Here is a 22,887-nt window from a genome sequence, read left to right on the forward strand (position 1 = left end):
TATATTTTATCTTACTTCGTAATTGTATAAATGCAATGTTATTTGATTATTTTTTACTAAATTGCTTCAATATATTGAAAGGTTATATTTTATTTAGTGATTAAGCTTTTGAAATGATGCATTTTTTCAGGATTATGATACTTTAAACTTAATGATTATAGTTATAGTAGATGTGCTGGGTATGTAAGTCGTTTAATTTGGGGGCCCAAGTTAGGCGCTACTTGTTGCCTGAGCTGTATTTTACAGGAACAGAGAAGGTGATTGAATTGACAAATGATATAAAAATAGTGAGTGTCATGGAAAGGCTGAAACATTTATTTCTGCTTCTTCGTGTGTCCCACTGGGCCAAAGCCGTCTTTGTGATGCTGGGATTTTGTTATACACCTACTCCTGGATATTTTATACCTGCTTTACTCGCTTCTTTAGCCTTTTGCCTGATTTCAAGTGCCATATACATTTATAACGACCTTGAAGACAGAACCGAAGACAGCTTGCATCCCCACAAACGCCATAGGCCAATAGCAAGTGGAAGCGTTTCTGTTTCTGAAGCAATTTTTATGTTGTTTTTATTGCTACTCACTGGACTTACTTTAGGTTGGTTAATTTCTAAAAAACTAGCGATTATACTCTGTATTTATTTAGTCATTAATGTTGCCTACAATCATCTGTTCAAGTTGATTCCTATTGTTGATGTACTCTGCATTGCTGCTGGATTTATGCTGCGGGTATTAGCCGGGACGTTGGGTATCGGCTTACCCATTTCTATTTGGTTAATTGTTGCAGCAACATTGCTTAGTCTTTTTATTGCTTTAAACAAGCGACGAATGGAAATGCAGTTAGGTCTAAAGCATGCAACACGTCAAGTATTGAAGAAGTATAATCCTTTAATACTTCATTGGCTTATTCTGGTAATTGGTTTTACCACTTTCCTTACCTACGTTTTCTATATTATTTATGCTCGAGATGAATCATTTTATTTTATGCTAACCGTTCCCTTTGCAGCGATCGCATTGTGGCGTTTTGCCTGGCTTGCAACGCAAGACATTGAAAATGATGACCCCGTGATTGTTTTTTTAAGTGATCGATTATCACGAATTAATCTTTGGTGTTTTGTAGTTTTAACGTTTATGGCTTTAGCTCAATGAAATCTGGAGTGCATTGGTATGACAGCACTCTAATTTTAATCTTTGTTTATTTATTTGTTCTCCAGGTCCAAGCAATTTGGCCATTTACTATCGATGATATGTATATTTCTTTGCGCTATGCCAAGCATTGGGCTGCTGGAGAGGGCATATTATGGAATCTGCATGACTCTCCAGTGGAAGGATATTCTAACTTTAGCTTTGTTGCTCTAGGCGCTTTAACCCTCTTATTAAAAGGTAACCCGGTAATTGCTTTAAAAATGGCTGGTCTATTAGGGCTGCTTTTTACGTGTTCCTTCATTTTTTTAATTAGCCGACTTTGGCTTTCCATACGTGAATCCCTTCTTCCATGTATGGGCTTATTATTTTATAAAGGACAAATTATATGGGGGACTAGTGGTTTAGAAACTACAGTATATGAGGCACTTATATGTGGAGCCGTATATTGCTGTTTTAGAGGTATGGGGTATAACCTTTTTCCTAATGTACGCGCAACCCCAAGAAAAGCTTATTTTGTAAGCGCTGGAATTTTGCTTGCTCTGGCTGGAATAACAAGACCCGAAGCACCTGCATTTATTTTATTGTTTTTTATTTTGATGTGTTGGGATAGGCCTAAAGAAAAAATAGAACAATACTGGCATGGAGTATTACTTTTTTGTCTAAGCCTCATACTGTTTTATGGACCTTATTTTTTTTGGCGTCTCACTTATTTTGGATATTTGTTTCCTAACTCAGTTTATTGTAAAGGACTATCTCAATCGCTCTCTTTTTCTTTGGATATTCATTACCTCAAATTAATTTGGCCTCTAGCTCTGATATCTTTGCCTGCCTGCATCAAGTCTCAAGATAAACGACATTATTTTTTATGGTTACCCAGTCTTGTTTACCTAATTATATTAGCAGATGCGGATCCTGTGGTGGCGTTTGATAATCGACTCTTTTTACCTGCTTTTGCTCTGTTGTTTCCCTTGGTAGTACAAGGTATTCGTAGAATAGTGCTTGTAATTAGACAAAAGGAAGATTACATTTTTGCATCGCTTTTTTATTTAAGTTTTTTTGTTGTTTTGTTTCTATTTGTCCCAGCCATGAGTTTGGCCGATTACCGATACTTTACCCAAAATCCAGTCAAAGGCGAACAATTACGTACTAAGGTAGTAGATTGGTTAAATAGTCATGCCGCTCCCAGCGATTGGGTGGTATTAGCGGACAACGGGTTGATTCCTTATGCCAGTCCATTAAATTATATTGATTCATACTGTTTAAATAATTTGACAATGGCCCACTATTCGAAAAAACAGATGTATGAGCAATTTTGTAGTGAAGTTTTGCATAAAAAGCCAGCATTTATCATTTTAACTTCGCTTATTGAGCAAGGAAGAGTAATATATACCCCGAGCGATGTTTGTTTAAAAACAGCTTTGAGCAACAATCACGACTATAAACTAAGTAAGACTTATGTGAGCAATAATCGTGATTCAATTTATCGCTATGAAATATATGAAAATTCCTCTTCTCTTTCATCAGAAAAGAAATAGATGTGAATTAAGGATTACCACGGTTCGTAGTGATTTTTGATGAGATACATATCAACATAGTGTACTATCTTATGATAATAAGAAATAAAATGAGTGAAGGATGATTCTTGTATGATACACAAAATGCCAATATTTCTGCAAAAACTGCATAAAAAATTACCAGTTTTTCTCTGCGATATTCTTGCTATTCCGGTGGCTTGGTATACAGCATATTGGTTGCGTTATAATATGCACCCATCGGCGAAAATATTTACTTCAATGCATTTCGTTATTGCCTTGGCTCTGTTAACAACGATTCAAGTTTCTTGTTACTTCTATTTTAAGACATATCGTGGCCTGTGGCGCTTTTTTTCATTGAACGACGTCATGCGGATTTTAAAAGCTACCCTTTCGGCTACAGTATTGGGAATCCCAGTTTTATATGTTGCATCAATACTTCATGAAGTTCCGCGCTCTGTATTTCCTTTATATTGTCTGATTTTAACCACTCTTCTTTGTAGTTTTAGAATATTGAGAAGAATTTATTGGGATAAGCGAGCTAAGTGGAATAAGTCAACTGAAATGAAACGAGTCCTCATTATCGGAGCAGGTATGGCTGGCGAAGGACTTGGTCGTGATTTAAAACGTTCCAATCAGTATATCCCTGTAGGGTTTATTGACGATAATTTAGCAAAACGTGGTTTAGAGGTTCATGGAATTCCTGTTTTGGGAACGACTAGCCAAATTGCTGAGCGAGTCAAAGAATATGATATTGATTTGATTTTTATTGCTATTCCATCAGCAAGTTCTTCATTAATGCGCCGTATTGTAACCTGTTGTGAGGAAACCCAAACACCATTCAGCACTCTCCCAGGTCTTAATGCTTTAGCGGCAGGAAGAGTAGAGGTTAATGCATTAAGACCCGTTAATATTGAAGATTTGTTAGGTAGGGATCAGGTTAGCTTGCAATGGGACCGATTAACAGCGGGCATCGCTGGAAAGCGAGTATTGGTTACTGGAGGGGGAGGCTCAATTGGTTCAGAGCTATGTCGACAAGTTTTAGCCCTTAAACCTAAGAGTTTGGCGATAGTCGAAAACAGCGAGTTTAATTTATATCAAATTGAACTCGAGCTGAGAGAAAGTTTCCCAGACATTCCTTTAGAACTTAAATTGATCAGTGTTACCGATGAAGTAGCGATTAATCATCTCTTTGCTGATTTTCTCCCGGAAATAGTGTTTCATGCGGCAGCATACAAGCATGTTCCGCTGTTACAAGATCAAATACGAGTTGCTGTGATAAATAATGTACTTGGAACTCAGATTGTTGCCAAGGCTAGCATTACTGTTGGTGTTGGAAAGTTCATTTTGATTTCTACGGATAAAGCAGTAAATCCAACCAACATTATGGGAACTACCAAGCGAGTTGCTGAGATTTATTGTCAGAACCTGAATGGACGGGTTAACACCCAATTCATTACAGTGCGTTTTGGAAATGTTTTAGGTTCTGCGGGAAGTGTTGTCCCATTATTTCAAAAACAATTACAAAGTGGTGGTCCGATAAAAGTAACTCATCCAGATATGCAACGGTATTTTATGACCATTCCTGAAGCATGTCAGTTGATTTTACAGGCTATGGTCAACGGAACAGGAGGAGAAATTTTTGTTCTGGACATGGGTGAGCCTGTTAAAATCAGCTATTTGGCAGAGCAAATGATTCGCTTAGCAGGGAAGGAGCCAGGGAAGGATATTATGATTGAGTACACTGGATTACGCCCCGGAGAGAAATTATTTGAAGAATTGTTCCACGAGTCTGAACAATTGGCTTCTACGGAACATGAAAAATTGTTTAAAGCAAAATTCCGCGAGCTCAATTGGGACGAGTTAATTCAGACTATGCGTTTGTTAAATACAGCGTGTCAGGAAAATCAGAACGATGAATTGTTTATCTTATTAAAGAGCTTAGTCCCTGAGTTAAATACCGACAGTGTAGTATCGGTAAATTAATGGGTATGAATCGGTTTTCTGATTTATGAGGAAGAGGTTTCAAATGATTATATCGTTCGATGATTTTGCTAAAGTTGAATTGCGCTCAGGTACCGTTGTTAAAGTGGAAGAGTTCCCTCGTGCAAAGAAGCCGGCTTATAAAGTATGGGTAGATTTTGGTAAAGAGATAGGTGTATTACAAACCTCTGCTCAAGTGACGGCACATTATACTCCTGAAACCTTATTAGGGCGTTCCGTAGTAGGGTGTGTCAATTTAGGTGAAAAAAATATTGCTGGTTTTACCTCCCAATTTTTGCTGGTGGGATTTTCTGATGAGAATGGGGCGATATGCCTCATAAGATCCGAGCCTAAAGTCCCTAATGGACAAAAGTTGCATTAATTTTTTAGTGAACTTAAAGATGAAGCTTTTTGGGACTAGCCTCCAAAATTTCGAGTTGTTCACTTAAAGGGAGAATATCTTTTCTTTTTAGATATTTTTTAATTTCGGGTAGATTTTCTGCCCATTCTAGATAACTTTTCAAGCTGGTATAAGTTTCTTGATTCCCCTTAAACAGATCATTTTCGTCTATTAATCTCTTAGGTCTAAGTAAGTCAGCTACTTTTACCTCAGAATGAAGTAGATTCTTATCATACAAAAAACAAATCAATTTATACAAAGATAATGAGGAGGGCTTATAATGGCCGCTATTATTATCGATTGAAGTGACTTTCCCATTTTCAACTAACCACATTCCTGCACCTCTAACCTTTTTACCGGAAGTCATCGTTGAATGATGATAGGTACCAGATTCATGAACATGGGTGAAAAAATGATTCTTATCTTTTGCATCCCAGACAAATGCAGCTGCACCCAGCGGGCAGCCTATTTTAAAAACAAAATCATCTAATTTATTTGTATTTAATTCAAATTCATCTTCGGAATTTATTCTTTTAGCCATTAATTTATAATCTCTATCCACATTTACAATATGCACCGATTGATTTTCTGGGGATTCATAACTTACTGGACCCATTTTATTTTTATAATAACCACGCCAATTATCACTTAAATCTCTGGTTGCCGTGCTGAGTGGATGTTTTTCTAACCAAAGAAAAAATGGGGCCTTAGTGCGGCTTTTAATCCATTGGTAAAAGGCCGCATTCATTGGATACTCTGCTGGGTTGCGTTTATTTTTTAAGTCCTTCAGCATAAATTCAATAGGTCGATGAACTGGATCTTGTTTTTCTAATAAGGTGCCACTACTTAGGCGAAAAAATTTCTGTTTATTATGTTCTTTTTCTTCAGTCTTAATTGTTTTAAGTAATGATTTCTTACCTACATATTTAGGATTTGCATGTATATAATACTCATTTAATTTATTTAGATAATTTATTTTTTTGATTGCTCTCTGCTGTAATCCATGAATCCATGGATCTATGGAACCTTTAAGACGTGTATCTTTTCGTGGTTCTTTAGAAGTTGAATATATAGCTGCACAGGGTATTTCATCTTCGATTACATTTTCTTGTTGTTTAGTTATAAATTGATTGCCTAAATATTCCTTATACACTTGAGCAAGCTCTGCTATTTGTGCTAATTTTTTTTGCCTCTTGGGGATATTTTTTAAGTTTGCTTTTGAAATATTATGATATTCTTCTAATAGTTTAGATAATTTGTTAATTAGTTCTTCAGCATTGTGATCATCATGTTGTTTACAACTTTTTAAAATCAGAAGCCAATCATCAAGGGCGTAAACATCTTGCCATATAGCCATGGATTAAAACCTATACTCTAAACGTGTACAAAAACAGATTATACAATTCAATTATAATCCAATTTGATTTAAATGTGAGACTTATATGCCTAGGTACAGAAAAATAAATTTAAATGAAGCAATTGCCTTACTACAAAATAATGTACCAGATTTAGTGTCTTTAGACTTGAGTGATCAAGAGATAAGTAAGGAACGTTTGTATGAACTGGTTGACGCAATCAACGGCAATAGCTATTTAAAACGAATTAAAATGAATTGCTGTATGATTGATGATGAGAAAGTTAAAATCTTATCAAGATTAAGCACTATTGAAGTACTTTCCTTACGAGCCAATAAAATCACCGATAAAGGGATGTACTTAATGGCGGATATGACATCACTTAAAAAATTAGACCTAAGTTCTAATAACGGTTGTAACAAGAATATTACTGCCCAAGGTTTGAAGTTTTTTGTAAGAAATTCGACTTTAGAACAACTCACTTTAAGTGATAATGAACTTGATGATAAATGTGCAAAAAATTTAGCACGAACTAATGTACGTCGACTCATTCTCAGTAATAATCAAATGACTTATAGAGGAGCAAGGTATCTTGCTGCACATAAAAAACTTAACTTTCTCGATATAAGCACAAATACAATAGGTGATGCTGGCGCTATTGCTTTAATTAATCAGAATCAAAGAATTAGAGCGATGATTCTTAATAATAATAAATTAACTATTAAATCAATAGCTAAAATGAAACCTGAACAGATAAAAAAATTAGAGCGATTAGACATCTGTTTAAATCCTTTGGGTCAAGATGGAGTTAAGTTATTACAAGATAAGCGGGGATCAAAGGATGGATTAAGTACTTTTTTTTGTCAAAAAAGAAATAATAGTTTCATTAAAGGATTATTTCATACGGTCCATACTCAATTTTCAACTGACAAAGAAAATAGGGTAGAGCGATCTATGGGGATTAAATACTTTATGTGAGAGTAAGCCTCAGAATTTTTGCTTAAAATAAAACAAGCCCAAAATGAGTTTGGGCTTGTTTGGTGTTGATAATTTGTTGTACTTATTATACTGGAGGAAAGAGATCCTGGAACTTAACACGCGTCTTGAGATGCAGTGCTTTCTTTCTTTTCTTCGACAAATCAAAAATCTTGTAGATTATGATAGGAACGATAAAGCTTACCATACCGATGTAAAAAGCAAGCTTATAGGTAGGATCTTTATTCAATACCAGGAAGAATAAGGCAAAACACATCAGAATGATTGCGAGGATTCCAGTATAGGGGGAATAAGGAGTCACATAGCGCAGGTTCGCTGTGGTATATCCAGCTTGGTATAATCGATTCCTAAAACGAATTTGTGAGGTGCACAAGGATATCCATGCCAGAGTTCCTGTAAATCCAGATACAAGTAGTAAGGCAATGTAGAGTTTGGTTTGTCCGAAAAAGTACCCTACGCCTAGAAGAATCCAGATGGTAATTAAGGTTGCGATAATGGCATTTTGGGGTACTGAATTGTGATTGAATTTAGCAAAAGTATGAGGCGCCATACCATCACGAGCTAAAGCATTCAGAGCACGAACGGTGCCATAGAATCCTGAGTTAGCACAAGATAAGGTAGCGCTCAGAGTCACAAAACTGGTTACAGCACCGGCCCATTTGAGATTGTAATAGTTTAGAGCATCTGCAAACACAGAGTTAGATAATCCAGCTTTTTGCCAAGGAAAAATTAATACCAAGCAAAATACGGGAATGATGTAGATGAAAAGGATTCTTAAGGTTACATTGCGAATGGCGTGTGGAATCATCCGGGCAGGGTTTTCTGATTCTCCTGCAGCAAGACCAATGATTTCAGAGCCTTGATAGTTAACCAGCAAGAGAACCATCGCGGTTAATAAGGACATGGTCCCGTTTGGAAGGAGTCCTCCATCGCCGAAAATGTACTTAGAACCAATAAATCCATCCGATTCTGGACTGTGGATTAGGCCTACGAAAATTAAAATAGCTAAAATAACAAAGCCAAACAAAGCCAAAATCTTAATTAAAGCCAACCAAAATTCGATTTCACCAAAGGTATCTACTTTTGCAAGGTTAATGTAGGTAATCAGTAAGCCAAAACAAACAGCCCATACATAACCATTTACGCCAGTAAACATCTCCATGATGATCCCCCCCGCAACACATTCGGCAGGGATATAGGCTACCCAACTGATCCAATAAGACCATCCTACGCCACAGGCAACGGATGGAGATATAAAGTCAGCGGTATAAGTGACAAAGGAGCCTGAAATGGGAATTGCCACAGCAAGTTCACCCATGCAGAGCATGGTGAGAAAAATAATCAAGCCGCCTAGTATATAAGCTAGAAACACGGCAGGACCGACAAGGTTAATTACTTCACCGGTACCTAAAAAATAACCTGAGCCGATAATTCCCCCCAAGGCTATTAGCTGCACATGACGGTCTTTCAATCTTCGGCTATAACCACTATCTTTAATAGGTTTATCTGTTTCAATCTTACTCTTTTTCACGGGCTGTTTGTTTCTCACAAGTTGTCATAATTTTGGGTGACGCTATGTTATATTCATCTGCAATAATTTAAAACCATTCTCAATTAAAAAATTAGAAATATTTTCTATTTATACTAAATTTCTTTTTTAACTGATATAAAAAATTTTTCAGCACGGCATTATAAATCATTTTTTATCTATTTGGGTATTTTTTTACTAAGTTAGTGAAAATTATTACAGAAAAAAATCATAGTTTATTGATTTATCTAAGAGATTAGCCAGTAATAAGAGATTGTACTCACTAGTTTTTATATAAAAAAGAACTTATTGGCTTGATTCCAAGATTACGAATGATTACAAGCAGTTGCATCATCATCCAACTTGAGTATACTTTTCATACGCCGCTGTAGCTCAGTCGGTAGAGCAGTTGATTCGTAATCAAAAGGTCGTGTGTTCGATTCACATCAGCGGCATTGTAAAATCAAGGCCTAATAGGATTATTGGAGCAGAGTAAGAATTTTTGGTACTAGTTTGGCTACCATTTTTACAATGTAATTAATTGTTATCCTTTGTAGTATCGCTCCCAATTTAGTGACATGCATTTAAATGTTATTTACAACAATGTGTAGGCCAGCTTCCATTCAATCTTAAAATAGTAGTTTGTATCTTACATAAACATGGTGTTTTTGAAATATACTCTTAAATTCAACTGCTTCAATTGAACCTATAATCGCATTCCTGTTTTTGCAGTAGTTAACGACTTCTTGGAGCTCTTAGCTTTTGAGCAAATCTGGATTTTTATTCAAACTGAAAAATTCAAATTTGTTCATTTGTTTTAGATGGATAAATACTTTTAGTCCCCCAGGATTATGGGGCGGTGTAACTATAAGAAATTGGGGTTGTTCTCATTTGAATTACTACGTCCTATTCGATGATATAATTCATATTTAAAAATTAACCATAGCTATTTTAGATTTTTGAATTGGTACATACTCGATGAAACGAAAATATAGTGTTTTAAATAGAAGAAATAATCCCCGAGATAAAACAATAGTCCCAGTAACAAAGAAACTAAGACTATTCGACGTTAATGAAAATTCTGAGCGAAAATCAGCGTTAAATAAAAGCGAAGGTAATGGAAAGTTAAGACTCATTTGTACTATGAACAAATCGGGTTATCAATGTAATGAAAAATGGCCAGAATACATTCAACAAATCATTGCAAATCATCAGCGGAATCCAGCTTGGCGTATTAATCTTTTTGACAGATATTTGGTGTCTCCTGAATTAAAAATAGATTCTCAACTCGTGTTGAGAAATGCTATGCCACATCTTAAACAAGAGGGAATGGGACTTTTTATATTTAAAGATTGTAACGGTTCTATTAGTCTTCAAGAGAGCTCTCTTGAGTATTGCACGCGCTTGATCATCACAAATACTGAACAACACTTAGTTCTAGATAGCCATTTACAAATAGCAGTAGCGGAGATAGATGAATTTATAAATGAAGATTTCAGATATGTAGCGAAATATCTAAAAGAGTGTAACGTAGATTTACATAGTCCATCAACTCAAATCACTGTTATTTATGGACCCTATCCTGATTATATAAATGAAGAAGAGGAAGAGCCAAACGATATCGAGCTTCCTGGATTTTTAATCGCATTTATGTTGGAAGAAACCCTAAAGAGATCTATTGTTTCCATAAAAGCATGTCCTGAAAAAATATCTCAAATTGATTTGGCAACTGGAGTAATCAGCAGAGCGGTTTTAAATAAACAATTAGACAGTGATGCGGATGATGAATATAACATCGATAAGGAAACATATTCTTTTGTAATTTGAGAAATTTAGATTAAAAGAAAACGAGGTCTTATACAAACGCGATTTTAACATCTTGGTAAGGAAAATGTTAACGGTGATTGTATGTGTTTTCCAGACCAGGCATCAGCAAATGATTTTTTCCAAAAACAGGCAGATAAAGGCCGTGCGTTTTTAGAGAAAGAGGTAAATAAAGACAATTATGCTTTTTCTGATGGTAAAGGTCATTATTTAATGGGTAGTGAGGCAGAAATTAACTCTTACTGCGAGAAAAACTCTCTAAAATCGCCATTTAGTCAAGAAAAATCCCTTGAACACAATTATTCACCTGTGATGGCCCCATTAATAATGAAAAATAAGCAAGCGTGGACTGGGCTGAAAAGCTAATTAGCAACCTACTTACTCAATTTTGTCAGAATTTATAAATTAAATTTTATTCAAATCAGGATTTGTCGGGCCGAGGGCCCGACCTACGTATGGTAATGGTTTTATGATATTAAACAACTAGTCTGCGGTCTGTTCTCATCCATCTCGTCAGAGTCTTCCTGGAAGATTTTACTGATTTGCTGAGTTACATCGTTAGCTCTTTGTTGATTGAAAAATCCTTTGAAAACACTAGATTTTTCAATATTAAAAAATTTTAAAATATTATATAACACGTTTAATACAGGTGAAGGAGCAGAGTTTTGCTGTAGCTCATCTCTTACTTGATATAAAATAGGTTTCATTTTTGCTTTATCTTCAAAGCTCTCTATTTCTAACTCATCTAGTTCCATCCATGTTTCTTCTGAAATAAAGTTTTTACCTAGTTCTTGAAGAACTTTAAGCTGCTGTTGAACATAAAGTTTGGTTACTTCTTTTTCAACGAAGTTAATCATACCTGTGTATGTATTTACATCTAGGTAAACAGAGTTATAATTTTTGAATTTTTCAAATTCAACTTTAAATTCGGTTATATATTTAAAAGTTAAAGAATAATCAGGGCCAGTTTCTTTTAATATAGAGTCAGCAAATTGATAATATAGATCAACTAACTTTCGTTGTGTTTTAATTGCTTCTTTAAAGTCAGGACGGTCATAAAGACGACCGCCATCCCCAGTTGTAGCTAAATAGATTACCGCATCAGCCAAAGTTAGCAATCCAGCATGGTCGACCCCTGGTCTACATGGTTCTTTGAATTTATCAAAATTGTAATTTTTCAAAATCTTTTTGGCGATACCTGTTGGGTAAAAGGAAAAGTTGTAAATTAACTTCCTCCCCATGCAATATTCTGCAAGTTCTTTTTTATTAGCAATGCCCATAAAAAACCTCATTAATTCCAATAAAATATATGAGTAGTAATCGTTACAATGCCTTCCATTAATTTAAAATAGCTCATATTGATTCTTTAGCTATCGGGATTATATCACATATTCAGCAAGTATAGCCGTATGCGATGAAATGATGATGTAGAGCCGATTTTAATCATCCCTTAATGTTCGAATGGGTTCTCGAACGCTATCCCATCTTCTTCCTCTTCCTCCTCTTCTTCGTCTTTACTTGAAGGTTCAGAAGCGCTTGCTCGCATTCCTGCGATCTCTGCTTTCATCTTGCATGCGATTGATTGTTCTTGTTGTTCTTCTTCTGAATGTCCATCAGACGAGAACTAATATAAGTATAGTAAATGCTCTTGATTCAATCAGACGATTAAATTAACTTGCTTCCAGATTAAAGATACAATCCCGTTTGCTTGCAAACGGGATTTAACAACACAATAATAAACAAATCTTAACGCGAAGCTGAAGTGTTCCCTGGAGATAAGGGGTTCGGGTTTTCACTGGGTGGTGTTGGTTTTTCTGTTTTCATATTTGCAAGTTGTGCTTTAAATAGTGTCGTTGACACGTGGTCGGCTACTGCAGCTCCATCTGATGGCGGTGCATTGGTTTTAGGATTCGTGGGTTCTTTAATTGGTGGAGATGTTCCTGCAGCGGCAGTGGCGCCGCCAGATTTAGAATGACCATCAATGTGTGCTGTTTTGCTGTGCCCATAATAAGCAAATGACTGATGAGGTGGAGGAGGGCGGTCTGCTTTAATATCGTATAATGGCTGCTTAAATTGGGCGCTTACTGCCGGGTTTCCTGCTGCGGACATTGGTGCAGGAGTTGTCATTTTATGCAGATTTTTTAGGCAGACATCAATACTAGGCCGATCTTTAGGATCGAGACTTTGCATGCTGTTGAGCATATCGATTAGTTCTTTTCCCAATTGTTCTTTATAAGGAGAAAAGTTGTAGGGCGTATTAACATAGGTTGTAATAAATTTCTCTAAATTAGGATTTTTTTTATGCGCCTGGATGGCTGGTGTAAAAAAAACATCGCCCAGATTGGCTGCTTTTTCAAATTCTGCAGCAATGTCTTTTTGTAATTTTGGATCATCTATCGATTTAAAGGCTTCATTCATCCTGGCTCTAATCAGTGCGCGTTTATTCACCCCTAAAATTTCAGCTACAATGGGTGTTGCTGCAAAAACATCCATTGATGGGTGCGCATCTGCTCCTTTAAGGTATTCTGGTGGCATTTCAAAAGCAAATACAGAGGACTCAATGTCAGTATACTTCATTTTTGTTTTGACTGTTTCTGCACAACCAAAATCAATGATTTGCATTTTATGATGCAAGGGATCATAGATAATATTTTGTGGTTTTAAATCATTATGGTTAATCCCCTTCTTGTGCACGGAATTTAAATCCATTAGAAATTGTTCTGCCATCACCAGGCGCTCATGATTATTGATCACGGGGTTTTTTTCGAGATAACGATCAAGCTGTTCCCCTTGTCTTCGCGGCATGACGAGATAACTATGCTGGCCAATATTTTCACGCAACAATTGATCTTCAGGATGTGCAGTTTGGAACATACGGAATTCTTTATCTAATTCTTTGGATTGTGCGTTAGGCAATTTTTTTGCAATTGATGGGGGAGTAATAGTGATATACCCTTGTTTATCTAACTTATAATGTTGCGCTGTATGTATCGCGCCAAAATTTCCTGCATTATGTGCTCCAGAAGCTATCACATAAGCACCATCTGCAGTTTTCATGATGATCGTATTGGGTGGTGGTGGTTTTTTATTGGTTAATACATCGCGCCAATCTAAAGTGGACATTTGAGGTTTTTTATCAAGGGGAGGGAGCCCAGAATATTTATTGAATGTACTCAGTAAGAATTGATTTGCTAGATATTCTGGTCTGGCATCTATCGCTTTTTGTAATGCACTAAAATATTCTTTCTCCTGCTCAGGCGACAGCGCCTTTGCATTAATCCCTAAATTTTTTAAGGCTGTTTCTCCGGCAATGTAGAGATTACTGCCAAACATGGGATTGTCGGGTGCAACGTATTTATATTCCGCCTCAATGCTCTTTTTATTTAATAATAACAGACCGATAAACGCCTTATCTTCATAGTCTGCATTAAAGGTATCAAATGATCGCATAAGGTCTTGAAAAGAATGGTGCATCATGACTCGTTGAGGCGCATTTTCAACAGTGGCATTGTTGATATGAGTGAGTGCAGAGAAATAAGTTGCTTTTTTAGTCATCGAGTATTGTTTTTCTGGATGCTCTTGTTGTAGCTGAGCAAGATAGGTTTTTCCTTCAGGATTTTTGCTGTGTAAAAGAGTACCGATGGCTTGCTTGTCTTGATGTGTTTGTGCTCGTTGCAGCAGAGCATCCACTAAACCATAATCTCTTGCATCTAAAGCGACGGCTAAAATACTTTTACCATCGGCGGGTCTCGGAATAAATGGACTAATTTGGGCTCTTTCCATAAACCGAAATGCACCAACACGATTATTGGTTGTAACTATCTCAAAACCTAATTGTTCGGTTACTCTGTAAAATGGTGCAAATGGTCCGAAACTCTCTTTTCCAGGAGCGTAATCAATGATGCATTGATTATTTACCGTGGTAAAAATATTAATATTTCCTTGGCGCATAAGCCTTATCGCATCATGGGGTTTATTTTGTTGCAACAAGCGGACCGCCTCTTCGGGATTCCACAATAAGCCCTCACGTACAACCGCACTCGTAAAATTGGAATTTCTTATAACATTTTGACTGGCATTGACAAAATTTGCTTGCAGCTCTGGGGTTCGTAAAAGCTGTCCGAGGCGAGCGTATTCAGGATCCGAGCGTGCATTACGTAAAAGGGTTAATGTTTCGCTGATTGCGGCATTTTGCTGTGATGCTTCTTTTATCGCCTTATCATAGTCATTAATTAACACTTTTTTATGGGCCAGTGTTTCATAAACCATGATTTTATTCGCACTGGTGGCTTCACCTAGCGATTGGTCGCCTGTTGATCCCATCAGTGGCCCTGATAATGCAGTACAGGCAATCATAGATTCGTGCGTCATTTTAGGAGCATAAATGGCTCTATATGTTTTACCCGGGCTATCACTATGATACAACACTACCTCTTTCTGTGTGGCTGTATTAAAAAAAGAGATGTGGGTAAACCCATCGGCAATTAATTTATCTTTAATTGCCGCCAATGCCTCCATTTTTTTCTCTTGATTGCCGCCAACCAGGAGTACATCCTGGTTTTTACTGTTGCCTTTTATAAATTCTCGGTGAACACGTAGATAGTGCTCAGCAGCATTACCTACATAAGTATCATGACTATATTGCATGGACAGCTCAGTGCTTGCCTGATAATTCGCAAGCGAGTTAGCTCCATAGATTTGTGCACGGACTTTTCCATCAATTTGATTAAGCAACTGATCTGCTGGGGGAGGAGCGCTCAAAATAATTCCTTTTTCATTTTTAGCGGTGTTAAAACCCGAATAAAGTGTTCTTGTGTATCTGATATTGGATAGTTCTTTTCGAAAATCAGCATGGCGAGCGAGACTTGTTCGGTCTTGATCGCTGTTGAATCCATATTCTGGCAACATAAGTAACGGTATTCCTGTTTCAGATTTAGGAAGCATCTCATTAATTTCTGTGAGCCATTCGTCATTGAATACAGGACCTTCAATGATTTGCCCCACATCAATTGCCTTTTCTGCAATACGCTGTTTTAAGCGGGTTGATGAGATGACTTGAACGTTGAACTCAGCATGTCCTTGAAGCCGTACAATAGCTCCTTTGCCTTCCTCTTGACTGACTACATAAATAGGAGGGGCCTCTCCTTGATACTGATTTTTGATTTGCTCTGCTAATTTAAGCGCAAAAAAGAAGTCTCCATGTCCTTGAAATCCTGTGCTTGCCAGAATAATGATCGCTTTCTTCATAATGAGCGCTTCCTTGCGGTACTTATTATCATTATAGGTCAGCGCTTTGGAACTTGGGGTTCTCGAATCGTATGGAACAAGGAATGTATATGTTTGATTAAAATACCATTTGATCGATCAACAAGATTAACAGTAAAAAATATGTGGATATTCCATTAGATTTGACTCAATTTTTCCATAAGTCTGAATTTATAAATAAAATTTTGATCTCAAATTAATGAATTGTCGGGCCGGGGCCCGACCTACGTCGTATCTCTACCAGTCGATTTGCACATTAACTTGCCTCAGGATAATGGATAATATCATGGAACGTGGCTGCTTCGGCCAAAAGATTTCGGTAGCCATGCGGCTGGTTGGCATTAAATCGAATGCCTTCGCCTTTTGAGAGTTTTTGCCACGTACCATCTACTAAAACCTCTACAGTACCTTGAGCCACCACCACATGCTCAATTACTCCATCTTTATGAGCAGGTGATAAATGCTCACAGCCTGGTAATAATTCGATAACAAATAGTTCAAAATTTAATTGAGGCTCAAAAGGGAAAAGAGGTAACACTCGGATTTTTTTATCGTCAGGATGAATTGTTTGTACCTGTCCTGTACGATACATTGCTTCACTCGATGTTGAGTCGATTTCCTCAATAAACGAAGAGAATGAGACTTCAAAACCCGTTGCTATTTTCCATAACGTAGCAATGGTTGGACTGGATTCTTCTCGTTCTATTTGTCCCAGCATCGCTTTGCTTACTCCGGTAGCAAGGGCTGTTTTGTCCAAGCTCCAGCCCTTTTTTTGCCGTAAATCTTTTAAAGTCGTTGCGATATGTTTGTATATATTTTCCACAAATAATCCACCCAAGCTATTGTGCGTTATGGCGCACAATGATAATATAGGATATTATGCGTTATAACGCACATTTTGTAAATTGTTAAACTAAGGAGTGAATGATGTCTGCTGAGTTCCAAAACAAATTAGTTGCAGTACTTAATAAAAGTATTGATGCGGGTAAAGTCATGAATGCTTTAGCACATATGTGTATTGGGCTAGGTTCAGCTATTGGTCAAAAGGATTTGCGACTTACTGATTACCAAGATGCTGATGGTGGCTCCCATCCTTTTATTTCGGAAATACCCTTTATTATCTTGTCCGAAAACTCGAATAAAATAAGAAAATTACGTCAGGCTGCTCTAGCGGAACATATTTTATTAAATGATTTCACAGATACAATGACGATAGGTACATATCAAGAGCAAATCGAAAGAACTGCTCAAACAAAAGAAGACGATCTAATCTATTACGGTATTGTCTTATTTGGTGAGTGGGCAAAAGTTTCCGAACTCACCAAAAAATGCTCTTTGTGGCGATAAGGAGGCTTTCTCATGTCTAATGAACATAAAATATTAAGCAAAAGCGCTCAAAGCGTACAACACGCTTTAGCCCAAAAAGGGTTATTTTTTGAAGTAATTGAGCTTTCTGAAAGTACCCGTACTGCTCATGACGCTGCAAGTACCATAGGATGCGATGTAGCGCAAATTATAAAGTCTTTGTTATTTTGTTCTGCAACAACAAATCAGCCGATTCTCGTATTGGCAAGTGGTATCAATCGTGTGAATGAGAAAATCATTGAGCAATGGGTGGGTGAAAAAATAGTTAAAGCAGATGCTCCTTTTACGCGTGATATCACTGGCTTTGCTATTGGTGGCGTTCCTCCTGTAGGGCATAAACAAACGATCACCCATATTTTCATTGATGAAGATTTACTGCAGCATAGTGTTCTATGGGCTGCAGCGGGTACACCTAATGCTGTTTTTAGCTTGAATTCCAGCGACATTGAGTCGTTAACACATGGCAAAATCATTGCGATTAAGTAGGGCTATCATGCGAAAAATATTTTGGGAGAATCCTTATCAATCCGATTTAGAAACGCGCGTAGCTGCAGTGGATAAGAATTACGTTTTATTCGAAGAAACCATCGCTTTTTCTTTTTCAGGAGGACAGGAAAGTGACCATGCTTGTGTTAATGGACTCCCTATTGTTGACTCAGAGATAGATGGCAATTTTATTTACTATGTACTTCTAGATGGGCATAACCTTAAGCCTGGTGATGTTGTGACGATGAACATTGATTGGCCTCGACGATACAGGCTTATGCGTTTACATTTTGCTGCTGAATTGATTCTTGAGCTTGTGACCCAAGAACTTAAGCTTGAAAAAATAGGGGCACATATCGCGGAATCTAAAGCAAGAATAGATTTTTTCTGTGATAAAAATATTTCTTTCTTATTTGAAAGGCTGCTGAGTGATTACAATAAAATCATACAACACGATTTAAAGATTAAAACAGGATTTAGTGATCTCCAAAATCAAAGACGCTTCTGGGAAATTGACGGATTTTCCAAAGTCGCTTGTGGGGGGACTCATGTTAAAACTACTTCAGAGGTTGGTCTTATTGCTCTTAAAAGAATAAATATCGGAAGCGAGAAAGAGCGTATTGAAATTAAACTCCTAGATGATAATTTGGGATTGTCTTAATTAAGATGAAATAGGATTATCATTAGCTAAAAATAACTCAACTTATTTAGTCATTCCCGCGCCGGGAAGCCATCTCACATAAAGTTAGGAATTAATTTGATGAATAGATTTCCGCCTATGCGGGATGACTATATATAAGCAATGATCCTATATATATAATCCATAACACTATATGTAAGCATGACACTATAACGATTGCCCATTAATGAACTGAAAAATAGTGTCTAAAAAGGTGACGATATCTCAGTTCATTTGACCTAACACTAGGATGTTTGATTTGTTTGCTGGGTCAAATTCCACCTAATTACTTAGTCCCTTCTCTGATTTTGGTTCGTCCTCCTCATGCTTAATAGATGATAGTTCTCCTTTCAATTTTGTTTGTTGTTTAAAGCGTTCTTTTTCTGTGGTTTCTTGGTGAGTATCAGCTAAACTACTCCAACCCTTAGATAGAAAATCCCATATTAGTCGTAATACACTTCGTACCTCAGGAGGTTGTACATTTAAAACATACTCGGGGACTGCTTTTTTAAACGCCTTAGCAGCAGTTTGATATTCTTCGTGTGTTTTTGCTGTATCTAAACTCTTTTCGAAGTTTGTTAAAGCTAGATAAGGTCCTTCGTTCAGAGGTAACAAACCTGTTTTTTTGAAATGGTCACCTTCTATTTTTTTTAGCGCGGCAGTTATCATAGGCTTCAAATAACTTATTTTTTCTTTGACCTCTTCATCTGTTATTTTTTCTGCGACCTCTTTATCTGCTATTTTCGTTGGTTTCTCTGATGGTAGTTGATTTTGTTTAGGCGCTCTTGCTAAAGCGATAATACTCTTTTGTAAATCTTTGCAATTCTCCTGCTTAGCACTTGTTTTAATCGTCTCAGAGGTAATATTATATTTATCTTTAAATTCCGAGATTTCCTCATCTGAAATGTTACTTTCCTTATCTGTTTTGGTGATAGCAATGATAATAGGAGCATTATCACCTAACTTTAATTGAACCTCTTCCACGTATTTCTCAGCGGCTTTCAATGAAGATGGATTGCTTTGATCGATACAAATAACACTTATTTCTGAGAATGATTTAATAAGGTCAGGGTGATTTAACTTTGTTGAAAAGTCAGATAGACCAAGCAGGATGTTTTCTTCTTTTAAGCTTACGTTGTTTGTGCGGACCGTTGTGTTGCTCGGAGAGTAGGTAGAAAAAGCGTTGCCCGCCAATACATTAACAAGTTGTGACTTTCCACTTCCTGCCCCTCCAAAAAATCCAACTTTGACATGTTTTCTCGGGACCAATTTCTCTGTACTCATGATTTTCTCACAATTATTTATCTATATGATAATTATATATGCATATCGATCATTTGTTGTTGATGGAGGGGTAAGATTAAGATTTTTCCGTAAAAAGACGCAATAGGCAGGTAGATGTCAATTTACGCCAAATTGATGTCATTTCCGCGCAGGCGGGAATCAATCTCCAAACAAAGTAAGGAATTAATTTGAGGAATAGATTCCGCCTGCGCGGGAGTGACATGATGTAGAGCAAGAACCTATATTAACAAAATGACATCTATAACAATGGGCATGACGATTAAAAATAAAATAAAAATAGTGGGAGTCAAGACTGTTTTTTTATTTTTTATTTGTATAAGATAGCTGTATTAAATTCTTTCCCTTATCCTTTTCCTGTGGATATCTTTTTTACCAAATATGAATTATTAATCAGCAATATATAAGAAAACCTTGCTGTGTCTGAATTATATCATTTTTAAATCGCTGCAATTTCCTTTAAGTTATGCACATTTTCTGTGGATAAGTCTGTTTATAGACTGTCAAACTCCTTGTGGAATTGAGTAGTTAAGCAGATGATTCATCATTTACCAATGTGCTCCATATCAATGTGCAGGCAGCTACCTACTTGCTCCATAACTAACAAAGAGCCACTAAATTATTTTTAGTTCGTGTTGCTTAGTTAAGTAAGCCTCGATATTTTCTCTCAAATGAAGTTCATGATAAGTGAAATTGCATGCATTAGAAAAAAATCCACCAATATAGAGTAGATAATTTACATTATTACGCCCTAAGTTGTACGCGACGATATTGTCGGTTGTTTTTACATCAAGGTCACTGGAGTACATTAAATAATCATAAAAATTCTGACATTTCTCAAGATAGGAAACGATTGTTTTGTGCCCATTATTACCACTGCTTTTCGAGATCCTTTTCATTTCTTTAAAATGAAAATTTTTATCTAAAAAATCGCTCACTTCATTCTTCGAATTCATAATTTTTCCCTTGAAATGCGTATGAAATAAAATCCCCCCTAAAATTAATTTACAGGTAAGAATTACGAGTTTCAATGTGTGACGCATAATCTTCATCCCAAAGATCAAACGTGCTTGCCATTGTCAAAATAAAAAAATTACAAGAAAATTTTTATTATTCTCGATGACTTAGTATTGATTTTAGCCTTTGAACCTTTAAGGAGGGATTTACAGCTTGTTTTTCCTTGTCTATGATATTTGTACATAAATCAAAAAAAGAGTCATTATGTCACCACGAGGCGGAAAAAGAACAGGAGCAGGGCGTCCTAGGGGTGAGCCTACCAAAGCAGTTCGTTTAACGGTATCTCAGCTTGCTGAATTAGAGCGCTTAAAGAATCGTAAGAGTTACCAATTGCCCTTATTCGCGAGCAAAATACAAGCTGGATTTCCTTCACCTGCCGATGATTATATAGAGGGATATCTCGATTTAAATACCAAGTTTATTAAACATCCATCAGCTACCTTTGTTTTGCAAGCAACCGGTGATTCGATGATTGATGCAGGGATTTTTTCAGGTGATTGGCTTTTAGTGGATAGAAGCATAGAACCCGCTGATGGGCGTATTGTGATTGCGGCAGTCAATGGTGAGCTCACAGTGAAGCGTCTTTCAAAAAAGTCAGGTAAGGTGCAATTGCTTCCTGCAAATCCCAAATTTAAACCCATTGAAATTACCGAAGGAAATGAAATGGTGATTTGGGGTGTGGTTACTTTAGTCCTTCACGAGCCTGCCTAACATGTTTGCTCTTATCGACTGCAATAATTTTTACGCCAGCTGCGAGCGCTTGTTTCGTCCTGATTTAAAGGATGTTCCCATCGTAGTGCTCTCTAATAATGATGGATGTTGCATTGCGCGCTCGAATGAGGCAAAAGCCTTAGGCATTGCAATGGGGGAGCCTTATTTTAAAATTAAAGATTTGTGCAAAAAGCATGGAGTGCAAGCTTTTTCATCAAACTACACGCTTTATGGGAATATTAGTCATCGAGTGATGTGTACCATTGAGGAAAGCTGGCCACATGTGGAAATCTACTCCATTGATGAAGCATTTCTTGATTTAAGTAGCTTACCGATAGGCTGTTCTACTTCTTTTTGCGAGCAATTACAGCAGAAAATCTTAAAACACACGGGAATTCCTACTTCCATAGGTATTGGATCGACTAAAACATTAGCCAAAGCGGCAAATTATTTATGTAAAAAGGTTTTTAAGATACCGGTATTTAACATTACCTCGAATCACGAGCAATTACTGCAGCAAATTTCAGTAGGGGATATATGGGGGGTGGGGCGCCAATGGGAAAATAAGTTAATCGCCCGAGGTATACATACGGCCTACGACTTGGCAATGACCAATGCTCATTTTTTGAAGAAGAGTTTTAATGTCGTTTTAATGCGAACTGCAATGGAACTTCGAGGAATTGCTTGTGGTGGATTAGATGAAGTGGAACCTAAACAAAATATCATGTCCTCAAAAAGTTTTGGACAAATGCAAACGCACTTTTCTGCTGTGGCCGAGTCTGTAAGTAGTCATTGCGCCAGAGCCGTGGAGAAAATGCGCAATCAGCAATTGGTTGCACAGCGCCTGAGTGTTTTTGTACATACCAATCGGTTTCGGGAAGATTTGGCACAACACTTTCAATCTATAGAGTTTAAGTTCATTAATCCTACCGATGATTTGCGATTAGTTACCAAGATTGCCAAGCGATGTTTGCAACGTATTTTTAGATCAGGATATTACTATAAGAAAGCAGGGGTTTGTCTTGAGGATTTAATTCCCAAAGACCCCATGCAATTGGATATGTTCAATCAGCCCAGTGATGAGCAACTAAACCATACAGAACAATTGATGAGTGTATTTGAGCGAATTAATCAAAAGTATGGAAGAAGCACGATTCGACTGGCTGCTGAAGGATATTCAAAACCTTGGGAAATGCGCGCGGAGCTTAAATCACCTGCTTATACCACGCGCTGGTCTGAGGTTCCTCAAGTTCGTTTGTATTAAGCGGGTTTTATCATGAATGAACTAAAGGATAGAAATTG

Annotated in this window: 19 protein-coding genes, 1 tRNA gene and 1 pseudogene; 14 read left to right on the forward strand and 7 right to left on the reverse strand. The window is 36.9% G+C overall.

What is annotated here, in order from left to right:
* The first annotated feature begins 257 nt into the window (after positions 1-257).
* The 4 genes from ACWTEW_RS05115 to ACWTEW_RS05130 all read left to right on the forward strand — a co-directional run bounded on the left by ACWTEW_RS05115 (position 258) and on the right by ACWTEW_RS05130 (position 5,039).
* On the forward strand, positions 258-1,145 hold the full coding sequence (locus ACWTEW_RS05115; RefSeq protein ID WP_454780685.1) for a decaprenyl-phosphate phosphoribosyltransferase: 888 nt from the start codon (positions 258-260) through the stop codon (positions 1,143-1,145).
* Positions 1,142-2,677 (forward strand): protein LphB, encoded by a 1,536-nt coding sequence (locus ACWTEW_RS05120; RefSeq protein WP_454780686.1) that lies wholly within the window; start codon positions 1,142-1,144, stop codon positions 2,675-2,677. The genes ACWTEW_RS05115 and ACWTEW_RS05120 overlap by 4 nt, the downstream gene beginning before the upstream one ends.
* A gap of 111 nt (positions 2,678-2,788) precedes the next feature.
* Entirely contained in the window at positions 2,789-4,660 is a 1,872-nt protein-coding gene (locus ACWTEW_RS05125) for a polysaccharide biosynthesis protein (protein ID WP_454780687.1), read from the forward strand.
* Positions 4,661-4,703: 43 nt separating this feature from the next.
* Positions 4,704-5,039: a tRNA-binding protein gene (locus tag ACWTEW_RS05130; RefSeq protein ID WP_454780688.1), complete on the forward strand. Its 336-nt coding sequence runs from the start codon at positions 4,704-4,706 to the stop codon at positions 5,037-5,039.
* Positions 5,040-5,052: 13 nt separating this feature from the next.
* Here the strand turns inward: ACWTEW_RS05130 and ACWTEW_RS05135 are convergent, their stop codons facing one another.
* Complete coding sequence (locus ACWTEW_RS05135; protein ID WP_454780689.1) at positions 5,053-6,414, reverse strand: hypothetical protein; 1,362 nt, start codon at positions 6,412-6,414, stop codon at positions 5,053-5,055.
* A gap of 85 nt (positions 6,415-6,499) precedes the next feature.
* On the opposite strand from ACWTEW_RS05135, the gene ACWTEW_RS05140 reads away from it, so the two are divergent.
* Entirely contained in the window at positions 6,500-7,390 is an 891-nt protein-coding gene (locus ACWTEW_RS05140; protein ID WP_454780690.1) for a leucine-rich repeat domain-containing protein, read from the forward strand.
* Between the two features lie 85 nt (positions 7,391-7,475).
* Here ACWTEW_RS05140 and ACWTEW_RS05145 read toward each other — a convergent pair whose 3' ends face one another.
* Positions 7,476-8,939 carry an amino acid permease gene (locus tag ACWTEW_RS05145; protein WP_454780691.1) on the reverse strand — a complete coding sequence of 488 codons (1,464 nt, stop codon included), beginning with the start codon at positions 8,937-8,939 and terminating at the stop codon, positions 7,476-7,478.
* Positions 8,940-9,318: 379 nt separating this feature from the next.
* Between ACWTEW_RS05145 and ACWTEW_RS05150 the strand changes: the two genes are divergently transcribed.
* The 4 genes and pseudogenes from ACWTEW_RS05150 to ACWTEW_RS05165 all read left to right on the forward strand — a co-directional run bounded on the left by ACWTEW_RS05150 (position 9,319) and on the right by ACWTEW_RS05165 (position 11,126).
* A tRNA-Thr gene (locus tag ACWTEW_RS05150) sits at positions 9,319-9,391 on the forward strand.
* Positions 9,392-9,652: 261 nt separating this feature from the next.
* Positions 9,653-9,806 (forward strand): annotated as a pseudogene (locus ACWTEW_RS05155) (2OG-Fe(II) oxygenase); the annotation flags it as partial.
* Positions 9,807-9,914: 108 nt separating this feature from the next.
* On the forward strand, positions 9,915-10,763 hold the full coding sequence (locus ACWTEW_RS05160; protein WP_454780692.1) for a hypothetical protein: 849 nt from the start codon (positions 9,915-9,917) through the stop codon (positions 10,761-10,763).
* An 81-nt stretch (positions 10,764-10,844) separates the two neighbouring features.
* Positions 10,845-11,126, forward strand: a complete 282-nt coding sequence (locus ACWTEW_RS05165; RefSeq protein ID WP_454780693.1) for a hypothetical protein — start codon at positions 10,845-10,847, stop codon at positions 11,124-11,126.
* 101 nt (positions 11,127-11,227) lie between these two features.
* Here the strand turns inward: ACWTEW_RS05165 and ACWTEW_RS05170 are convergent, their stop codons facing one another.
* The 3 genes from ACWTEW_RS05170 to ACWTEW_RS05180 all read right to left on the reverse strand — a co-directional run bounded on the left by ACWTEW_RS05170 (position 11,228) and on the right by ACWTEW_RS05180 (position 16,848).
* Positions 11,228-12,040 carry a hypothetical protein gene (locus ACWTEW_RS05170; RefSeq protein ID WP_454780694.1) on the reverse strand — a complete coding sequence of 271 codons (813 nt, stop codon included), beginning with the start codon at positions 12,038-12,040 and terminating at the stop codon, positions 11,228-11,230.
* A gap of 466 nt (positions 12,041-12,506) precedes the next feature.
* Positions 12,507-16,007 carry a protein kinase domain-containing protein gene (locus ACWTEW_RS05175; RefSeq protein WP_454780695.1) on the reverse strand — a complete coding sequence of 1,167 codons (3,501 nt, stop codon included), beginning with the start codon at positions 16,005-16,007 and terminating at the stop codon, positions 12,507-12,509.
* A 274-nt stretch (positions 16,008-16,281) separates the two neighbouring features.
* Positions 16,282-16,848, reverse strand: coding sequence for a helix-turn-helix domain-containing protein (locus ACWTEW_RS05180; protein WP_454780696.1), 567 nt, complete (start codon positions 16,846-16,848; stop codon positions 16,282-16,284).
* Between the two features lie 101 nt (positions 16,849-16,949).
* Here ACWTEW_RS05180 and ACWTEW_RS05185 point away from each other — a divergent pair, with 101 nt between their 5' ends.
* Genes ACWTEW_RS05185 through ACWTEW_RS05195 form a run of 3 tightly spaced genes read left to right on the forward strand, consistent with a single transcriptional unit; the run spans position 16,950 to position 18,537 of the window.
* Positions 16,950-17,372 (forward strand): DUF2000 domain-containing protein, encoded by a 423-nt coding sequence (locus ACWTEW_RS05185; RefSeq protein WP_454780697.1) that lies wholly within the window; start codon positions 16,950-16,952, stop codon positions 17,370-17,372.
* A gap of 12 nt (positions 17,373-17,384) precedes the next feature.
* Positions 17,385-17,876 carry a YbaK/EbsC family protein gene (locus ACWTEW_RS05190; RefSeq protein WP_454780698.1) on the forward strand — a complete coding sequence of 164 codons (492 nt, stop codon included), beginning with the start codon at positions 17,385-17,387 and terminating at the stop codon, positions 17,874-17,876.
* Between the two features lie 7 nt (positions 17,877-17,883).
* Positions 17,884-18,537 (forward strand): alanyl-tRNA editing protein, encoded by a 654-nt coding sequence (locus tag ACWTEW_RS05195; RefSeq protein ID WP_454780699.1) that lies wholly within the window; start codon positions 17,884-17,886, stop codon positions 18,535-18,537.
* A gap of 300 nt (positions 18,538-18,837) precedes the next feature.
* On the opposite strand, the gene ACWTEW_RS05200 is transcribed toward ACWTEW_RS05195, so the two are convergent.
* Complete coding sequence (locus ACWTEW_RS05200) at positions 18,838-19,839, reverse strand: Rab family GTPase (RefSeq protein WP_454780700.1); 1,002 nt, start codon at positions 19,837-19,839, stop codon at positions 18,838-18,840.
* A 632-nt stretch (positions 19,840-20,471) separates the two neighbouring features.
* A complete protein-coding gene (locus ACWTEW_RS05205) occupies positions 20,472-20,813 on the reverse strand; it encodes a hypothetical protein (RefSeq protein WP_454780701.1) in 342 nt (113 codons plus the stop codon).
* A 265-nt stretch (positions 20,814-21,078) separates the two neighbouring features.
* Here ACWTEW_RS05205 and ACWTEW_RS05210 point away from each other — a divergent pair, with 265 nt between their 5' ends.
* Entirely contained in the window at positions 21,079-21,585 is a 507-nt protein-coding gene (locus ACWTEW_RS05210) for a LexA family protein (protein ID WP_454780702.1), read from the forward strand.
* Between the two features lies 1 nt (position 21,586).
* Entirely contained in the window at positions 21,587-22,849 is a 1,263-nt protein-coding gene (locus ACWTEW_RS05215) for a Y-family DNA polymerase (protein WP_454780703.1), read from the forward strand.
* Positions 22,850-22,887 lie beyond the last annotated feature (38 nt).

The organism is Legionella stuttgartensis, assembly GCF_977063405.2.